Raw genomic sequence first — 1019 nt, 5'->3', positions numbered from 1 at the left:
TATAATTTCGTTCGGGTCTGATTCCATATCGTTTGTAAGCAATGCAACCAGTTTGTGCTTTTTGGTATCGGCATAGGTAATGATACGGGCATGATGAATCAGTATTTCTCCACCCTTCAGAACTTTAGAGAATGTGACATGTTGTATGCGCACTTCCATAAGACCGTCTGTTGTCTGGTAGATACAGTCCTCCATAATGTTGTATTTTAGATTCTTCTTCATTTTTGTCACATACAGAACTTCTCTTTGCGTGAGTGCTTCCAGTTTCTCATAGTCAATATATGCCCGGTCCATGGCAACTATGTCTCCTTTGCTCAATGTTGACGGCTTTAACATAAAAGAATCGTTGGTGGCTGCAGATGTAAACTTTATATCAGAAGGGACTCCCTCATTGGCGTGTATGACGGTGTGCACTTTTATACCCCCTTTCTTTTTGCCGGTTTTGGGATGACGGCCCACGCCCTTGAACAGCAGATTGGAGAACAGTGTGATAGTAGTGGAGTCGATAATCTGGAGACGCTTCATCCAGACAGCATCCCTGCTTTTGCGGCTGTCCGAGGAAAGCACATGCCTGTATGTGGCGTATAAATCACGATAAATGGACTCAAATATAACCTCCGGACGTCGTTGGTTGGCATCGGAAAGTGTACTGCGTGAAGGCATTGAGCTGATACCCAAATGGAAAAGCTTGCGGGCTTCTGCCTGTAGGGAAGCCGTGATCTCGCGTAAGGAATCAAAACGCATGATGACCGCATAAAGCATAACAACAAGATGAGTCCAGCAATCAAAACGTTTTATGTAGTGTTCGCCACCATGTTTACGACTAAAACGAAGGATTGTTGACTTATCCAATAATTTTATTACCTGACCATAGAGCGGCTGTCCGCTAAAATGTATACTTTTGCCCATAGTTGGATTGATTTTGTTTGGCGACAGAAATCTAACGAAAATGGGCTGACATCGCAAATGAAGTCAGCCCTATTTTTATTCGTTTGCTATATTTTTATCGGACAGCAATA

General features: G+C 43.0%; 1 protein-coding gene. It reads right to left on the bottom strand.

Going from position 1 to position 1019, the window contains the following annotated elements:
• Positions 1-909: IS4 family transposase (locus tag QUW60_RS15010; protein ID WP_289561504.1), on the bottom strand; the 909-nt coding region annotated here is incomplete at its 3' end.
• Between the last annotated feature and the right edge of the window lie 110 nt (positions 910-1019).

It is taken from the genome of Bacteroides gallinaceum, assembly GCF_030373775.1.
GTDB lineage: Bacteria > Bacteroidota > Bacteroidia > Bacteroidales > Bacteroidaceae > Phocaeicola > Phocaeicola excrementipullorum.
Note: the sequence above shows the minus strand (reverse complement) of the source record. Positions and strands in the feature narration are given on the sequence as shown.